This window comes from Streptomyces sp. NPDC020681 (assembly GCF_044334895.1).
Lineage (GTDB): Bacteria > Actinomycetota > Actinomycetes > Streptomycetales > Streptomycetaceae > Streptomyces.
Genome location: NZ_JBIRTX010000059.1, coordinates 1 through 6,505, shown reverse-complemented (window position 1 = coordinate 6,505; position 6,505 = coordinate 1). Strand labels below are relative to the sequence as shown.

General features: G+C 66.3%; 6 protein-coding genes and 2 pseudogenes. 7 read left to right on the top strand and 1 reads right to left on the bottom strand.

Annotation, left to right across the window (positions count from 1 at the left end; all coding sequences use genetic code 11):
* From ACH4YL_RS40560 to ACH4YL_RS40530, 7 genes and pseudogenes are all read left to right on the top strand, one after another.
* A pseudogene (locus ACH4YL_RS40560) lies at nucleotides 1–294 on the top strand (hypothetical protein); the annotation flags it as partial.
* Nucleotides 291–1,220, top strand: a complete 930-nt coding sequence (locus ACH4YL_RS40555; protein ID WP_398512559.1) for an aldo/keto reductase — start codon at nucleotides 291–293, stop codon at nucleotides 1,218–1,220. The pseudogene ACH4YL_RS40560 and the gene ACH4YL_RS40555, both read left to right, overlap by 4 nt.
* A 12-nt stretch (nucleotides 1,221–1,232) precedes the next feature.
* Nucleotides 1,233–1,649 carry a nuclear transport factor 2 family protein gene (locus tag ACH4YL_RS40550; protein WP_398512558.1) on the top strand — a complete coding sequence of 139 codons (417 nt, stop codon included), beginning with the start codon at nucleotides 1,233–1,235 and terminating at the stop codon, nucleotides 1,647–1,649.
* 377 nt (nucleotides 1,650–2,026) lie between these two features.
* Complete coding sequence (locus ACH4YL_RS40545) at nucleotides 2,027–2,920, top strand: NAD(P)-dependent oxidoreductase (protein WP_398512557.1); 894 nt, start codon at nucleotides 2,027–2,029, stop codon at nucleotides 2,918–2,920.
* On the top strand, nucleotides 2,917–3,816 hold the full coding sequence (locus ACH4YL_RS40540; RefSeq protein WP_398512556.1) for an AtaL-like protein: 900 nt from the start codon (nucleotides 2,917–2,919) through the stop codon (nucleotides 3,814–3,816). Before ACH4YL_RS40545 ends, ACH4YL_RS40540 begins: the two co-directional genes overlap by 4 nt.
* Nucleotides 3,817–4,081: 265 nt before the next feature.
* Entirely contained in the window at nucleotides 4,082–5,500 is a 1,419-nt protein-coding gene (locus ACH4YL_RS40535; RefSeq protein ID WP_398512555.1) for an FAD-binding oxidoreductase, read from the top strand.
* A gap of 324 nt (nucleotides 5,501–5,824) precedes the next feature.
* A complete protein-coding gene (locus tag ACH4YL_RS40530) occupies nucleotides 5,825–5,989 on the top strand; it encodes a hypothetical protein (protein ID WP_398512554.1) in 165 nt (54 codons plus the stop codon).
* Between the two features lie 226 nt (nucleotides 5,990–6,215).
* Here the strand turns inward: ACH4YL_RS40530 and ACH4YL_RS40525 are convergent.
* A pseudogene (locus ACH4YL_RS40525) lies at nucleotides 6,216–6,389 on the bottom strand (NAD(P)-dependent oxidoreductase); the annotation flags it as partial.
* Nucleotides 6,390–6,505 lie beyond the last annotated feature (116 nt).

Sequence of the window (6,505 nt, the reverse complement as noted above, 5' to 3'; positions counted from 1 at the left end):
AGTCGGGCCACCCTGACCGAGTACGGCAACATCGCCTCGGGAGTGGTGCTCGACGCTCTGCGCCGCCTGTTCGACGAAGGACTACCCCAGGGAGCTCGAGGCCTGCTCGCCGGATTCGGCCCCGGCATCACCGCCGAAGCCTCCCTCGGGACCTGGACCACCGACAGCCCCTCGCCCACCCCCTCTTCCAGGCAGTCGAGCACCCGGCGACACACAACACCACTGCGCCGCCCACAACAGAGCCTCTCTAGGGCATTTGCGACTTCATACCAAGGAGATGAGGAATCCCAATGACTGCTACACCCACTACCTTCTCTCTCGGCGGTGACCTGACGGTCAACCGTCTGGGTTATGGCGCCTTGCACCTGACCGGCCCCGGCTTCTGGGGCCCACCCAAAGACCCCGACCAGGCCGTTCGCGTGCTGCGTCGCGCCGTGGAACTCGGCGTCAACTTCATCGACACCGCCGACTCTTACGGCCCGGACTACAGCGAGCAGATCATCCGCAAAGCACTGCACCCCTACCCCGAGAACCTGGTGATCGCCACCAAGGGTGGCATGCTCCGCAGCGGCCCCCGGGACTGGGTGCGTGAGGAGGGCAGGGCGGAGTACATCGTCGCCCTCGGCCGCCCCGAATACCTGCGCCAGCAGGTCGAGTTGAGCCTTCACAAACTCGGACTGGAGCGCATCGACCTCTACCAGCTCCACCGCATCGACCCTGTCGTGCCGCTGGCCGACCAGCTCGGCGAACTCGTCCGCCTCCAGGAAGAGGGCAAGATCCGCCACATCGGCCTCTCCGGGCAGCCCGAGGTCACCGTCGAGCAGCTCACCGAAGCCCGCAGTTACGCGGACATCGTCGCCGTGGAAAACCTCTACAACATCGCCGACCGGACCGGCGAAGCAGCCCTGACATACGCCGAGGAACAGGACATCGCCTTCATCCCCTGGTTCCCGCTCGGCCACGGCGACCTGGTCGCACCCTCCGGTGCCCTCACTGAAGCGGCGAAGAACGTCGGAGCCACCCCGGCCCAGGTGGGGCTCGCCTGGCTGCTGCACCACTCCCCGAACACATTGCTCATCCCCGGCACCACATCGATCCACCACCTCGAAGAGAACGCCAAGGCAGTCGACCTCATTCTCGACGCCGACCAGTGGGCCGAGATCGAGGAGCGCTGCTCCCAGGAGACGCCCTATCGCCCGACCGTGCACACACCGGCCTGAAAGGCAACAGCCGTGACCACAACCACCCGGACTCCAGCGGCCGTCCACCCCAACACCGAGACCCTGCGGACCGTCTACGCAGACCTCAACCGCATCGAGAACTACATCAGCGACGATGTCCTCCTGCACCGCGCCAACCGCACCGTGGAAGACCCCCATCCTCTCGTCGGCAAGGATGCGGTCATGGCCCACGAGCACGCCCTGCTGGACGCCGCCGGCGGCACCCTTGTCATGGATGTCCAGCACATCGTGGCCAACGACCACTTCGGCGCCGTCCTGGGCGTCCTGCGGATACGCCACCCACGCGAGGCCGCCACACCATTCTGCGGCCTGTGGCGTTTTGAGAACGGCCGCATCGTCGAGCACTGGGAGAACGCCTACGACGCGCCGGCACTGGCAGCCGCCCTGACGCCCCCCAACAACACCTGACCAAACCGCCTGCCGCCGGGTCGGACCGATGGTCCGCTCCATTCCGGCCGCGTACAGAACATGGGGTCACCTCGACCCAACCGCCGACGCACCGTGGTGGATCCGACGTCAGCCGGAGGAACAGTCGTGCGTCTGTGCCGCTGTGTCCGGCCAGGCGGCAGGATGCGGCCCCCCGAGAGACCGGACGACAGCGGTCGCCAACCGCGAGGCGTGCCAATCGCACCGCTCCACGCCGAAGACCCAACGCATCAGCGCAGCGAGGACATGAGCCCCCGATGACGATCGACAGCGAGATTTGCTCAGCGCCCGCGTAGCTGGCAGTCGGGCGGCTGCGGCGTGTGACCCCATGACCAGATACGCGACCGAGGGAGGGAACGATGTACCGAGTCGGTATGATCGGCCTTGGCAGGATGGGAATGCCGATCGCCCGCAACCTGCTGGAACGTGGCTTCGAAGTCATCGGCTACCGGCGTCAGGGCTCACCGGAGCTGGTCGCTGCCGGTGGCAGCACGGCCGCCTCGTCTGCCGAGGTCGCGGCGCAGGCCGATGTCCTGCTGTCGATCCTGCCTGACGCGCACACCGTCGAGGAGGTCGTCTGCGGCGAGACGGGCACGCTCACCACGCTGAGGGCGGGTACCGTCCACATAGAGATGAGCACCGTCGACGTCGGCCGCAAGAGCTTCGTTCGGGACGCTGTGCGGGACAAGGGCGGAGACCTGCTGGACTGTCCCATCAGCGGAAGTCCGGGCATGATCGCTCCCCGGCTGGCGACGACCTTCGCCTCGGGCGAACCGGCGAGCGTCGAGACGGTCCGGCCGGTGCTCGACGCGATCTCGGGTCCCTGGGTGTACACGGGGGCGTTCGGAACCGGTGCCCATTTGAAGTACGTCGCGATGATGCTCGTCGCCGTGCACACCGCGGCGGCCGCGGAGGCGATGGTGCTGGCCCGGCGCAGCGGTTTGGACTTGGAGCTCGTCCAGCGCACGCTCGACAACTCGATCGCGGCATCGGCGATCTGGAAGCAGCGCGGTCCGGTCATGCGGGAGCGCGCCTGGGCGCCGCCTGCGCCCGGTCCGGTCGGCACTCTGCACTCCGTCCTCGAACAGGTCGAGGAGCACGCCGCCTGCGTCGGCATGCCGACGCCGGTGTTTACCTCGGCCAAGGCTGTGTTCGACAAGGCCGTGCGGGACGAGTGGGGGGAGCTGGACATTGCCTGCGTCCACGACCAGATCCTCGGGGTGTCCGCCCTCGCCCGCGAAGAACCGTCATGACCGACATCGGCCCTAGTGACCCCATCACCGTCTGCTCTCCCGAGACAGCGCGCCACGGCGGGGAGGCCGAACTCGCCGTCGTCATCGCCATCGGCGGCCGTGACATCCCCCGTGCGGGCGCGCTGTCGCACGTCTCGGACTACTGCGTCGCCAACGACATCACCGCCCGCGGCCATCACAGACGACGCGCAGTGCTGGCCGACGCCTTCGCCTATGACTGGTCGCCTCCACCTCCATCGATGGCTCCCTCGCCCCTTTGGGCCTGGCATCACCCTGCGTTCCAGGTACCCGATCCGCAGGACCTGCGTCTGTGCTTGTGGGTGAACGGCCGGCTCCCGCAGGACGGATCGACATCCGACTTGATCTGCACGGTCGCTGAAGTCACCTCGGCCGCGAGCGAAGTCGTCGCCCTCGAACCCTGCGGCGTCATTCCTACCGCCACCCCTTCCGGAGTGGGGCGGCCGCGGCTTTTTCCTCCGCGCCGGCGCTGTCCTCCGCACCACCATCGACGGCCTGGGCAGCCTGGAGAACGCCGTCGTCGACCCAGTCGAGTCATGGAGGAACGCATCATGATCTACGTATCGCACCAACTGCCCGTCAATGCCCCCGGCGAGCCGCGACTCGACCGCGCTGCCGTCTGGGACGGCCTGGTGCTCAAAGCGGACAACGGGCTGCCGTTCGTGCCCAGTATGACCTTTTGTCAGATCGTCGCACGACATGGTGACACCGTCTTCGACCGAGACATCAACTTCCGCGGCCAGCGCCTCACCGAGCGCGTCACGCTGGAACCTCCGCACCGGGTCGTGTTCACCCGTATCGCCGGTCCGGTCCTGGGCGTGATCGTCAACGAGATCGAGGGCCTGGACGACGACCGCGGGAGTACCTCGACTCCCTGACAGCGGACTAGCTCAAGGCCGTCGAGGCCACCCTCAATGCGATGCGGCGGCTAGCCGCAGAACGGAACAAAAGGGAATGAACGGCTAAAAAGGATACTGGCATGAGCGGGCGGCCTGGGAGACGCTCCACACCGCCGACGGCCTGACCCGAGCGAGCCGACCCTCACCTGTCCACAGGCGGAAGACCGTCCGTCTGCCACCCGGAAGGCAATGTCACATGTCAACGAATCCATCCACCACCGCCGACACCGCAAGGCATCCTGGCATGGATCAGGAGATACAGGTACGCATAGCCGATCAACTGGGCGCACGGTTCAAAGGCGAGATCATCGGCCCGGGCCACGCCGACTACGACGATGCGCGCGTGGTATGGAACGGGATGATCGACAAGCGCCCTGGACTGATTCTGCGCTGCACCAGCACCGAGGACGTGGTCGCCGCCGTCAACGGCGCGCGGGAGAACGGGCTCCCGCCCGCCATCCGTTGCGGCGGGCACTCGGTCTCAGGCAAGGCTCTGTCGGACGGCGGTCTGACCATCGACCTCAGCGGGATGCGTTCGGTGTCCGTCGACACTGAACGCAAACTCGTGCACGTCGGCGGCGGCTGCCTGCTGGGCGATGTCGACGAGGCGACCGCTCCCCACGGACTGGTCGTCCCCGCCGGAGTCGTGTCGAAGACGGGTGTCGCCGGCCTGGCCCTCGGCGGCGGTATCGGCTGGTTCTCCCGCAAGCACGGCCTGACCTGCGATCAGTTCGTCTCCCTCGAAATCGTGCTAGCCAGCGGAGAGGTGATCGAAGTCTCCGCCACCGATCACCCCGACCTGTTCTGGGCCCTCAAGGGCGGGGGCGGCAACTTCGGAGTGGTCACCCGGTTCACTTTCGCAGCACACGAGTTCGGTCCGATGATCCGCACTGGCATGTCCCTGTACCGGCCGGAAGACGCCGCCGAGGCGCTGCGCGCCTACGCATCGATCGTCCCGACCCTTCCGCGCACCATCGGCTGGCACGCGGCGCTCAAGCACGACATGCCGGCGCTGCCCTATGTGCCCCAGGAACTGGCGGGCGAGAGGCTGCTGATGATGTTCTCGATGTGGCTGGGCGATGCCGAGGACCCGGCGGGCGCCGAGTTCGTCGAACGCCTTGGCGCCGTCGGCCGGCCATGCCTGCAGACCACGAAAGTGATGCCGTTCGCGGCGGGCATGCAGAAGGCGCTCGATCCCGAGTTTGCCGAAGGCCATCGATACTACACCAAGGAGGCGCACGTAACGGAGCTGAGCGGCGTGGCGATCGACACCCTCGTCGACTTCTGGAAGGACATGCCGATGGAGGGCGAGGTCGCGATCATCGGCCTCGGCGGGGCGATAGGCGATGTCCCCGAGGAGGCCACGGCGTTCTCCAACCGCGGCTATCTGCTGTGGCTGAACTTCGCGATGAAGTGGGACGAGTCGGCGCACGACCGCGACTACATCGCCCGGACCCGGAAAATCGTCCGTGCACTCGAACCGTGGGTCGGGAAGGGGGTCTACGTCAACATGCTCAACTTCGACGAGATGGACCGCGTGGTCGAAGCCTTCGGCGGACCGGAGAAGTACGAGAGGCTGGGCCGGATCAAGGCGCAATACGACCCAGAGAACTTCTTCCGGATAAACTACAATATAGTCCCAGTCTTCGTATCCTCATCCTGAGTGGCAATCAACACCTGTTGAGTGCCGCTCAAGACGGCTCTGGCCGATACCGGACCGGGGTCGAGGATAGATCACGCCAGCCTTCTCGAACCCAGGCGTGCAGGCATTTGCGGACCTCCGCTTCGGGCACGAACTCCGTGGAACAGTGCCTCCGCCGGTCCGATGCGCTGCAACTCGATCAGCCGCACGACAATGGGAGTCCTTGGCGAGTTCGGCGACACCGAAACGACTTCCAGGTAGGACCGCTGAAGTACGCAGTTGACCTTGAGCCCGAGTTGTAATGCTCGGTCGATCGTGGCACGGGAGATGCGTGGATCGCCGCCCATGATCTCGGAAGACCGTGAACTGCCGCAACAGGTCGTTCTTGGACGCCTGCTGTTCAGTGGAGATGCGGCCCCCGAGGGTTGGGGTGACAGCACCGTTGAGGGACTGGCCGGCGAGGAAAAGCCGAAGGTTGTCACGCAAGAAGGCGACCCCTGGTCCATGTAGGCGTGACTGAAGACGGCGCTCGTCGGCGTGCGTACCATCCGCGGGTGGTGGCGGAGCGGATCGTCGAGCGCAAGTGGCTTGCGCTACTTCACGTCAAGCTGGCCCGCCCCCGGTGATGAAGACCGCCCCAGGGCGGCATGACCTGAAGGTGCTTTCGTCGAAGAAGCCGTGCGTCTCGTCGGTTGCAGGAACCAGGTCGCCGACAGCGCGCGAACGCGGGGGTGCTTCACGAACACGATGTGCCGACACCGACTCGATCCCGCCGGGGTTCGGAGCGCGGGAGGCTGCGCCGTACGCCTATGACGCGCATTCCGAAGGCCTTCGCCACCTCGGCGAGGCGGATGCCGACGGAACCGCAGCCAACTATCGTGAAGGCCTCGCCGTACACGTCGAAGAAGCTGTCGGCGAGGTCGTCCTTCCACTAGTGTCCTGAGTCGTGATTTCGCTGCGAAAGTAGTGGGTGGTTCGGCATTCTGGGTGGATGGCGAGGACGGGACGGCCGAAGGCCGAGTTGGT

Coding starts and splice junctions, on each gene's coding strand:
- ACH4YL_RS40535 (WP_398512555.1), top strand. CDS start 4,082: ATGGATCAGGAGATACAGGTACGCATAGCCGATCAACTGGGCGCACGG.
- ACH4YL_RS40530 (WP_398512554.1), top strand. CDS start 5,825: ATGATCTCGGAAGACCGTGAACTGCCGCAACAGGTCGTTCTTGGACGC.
- ACH4YL_RS40540 (WP_398512556.1), top strand. CDS start 2,917: ATGACCGACATCGGCCCTAGTGACCCCATCACCGTCTGCTCTCCCGAG.
- ACH4YL_RS40555 (WP_398512559.1), top strand. CDS start 291: ATGACTGCTACACCCACTACCTTCTCTCTCGGCGGTGACCTGACGGTC.
- ACH4YL_RS40545 (WP_398512557.1), top strand. CDS start 2,027: ATGTACCGAGTCGGTATGATCGGCCTTGGCAGGATGGGAATGCCGATC.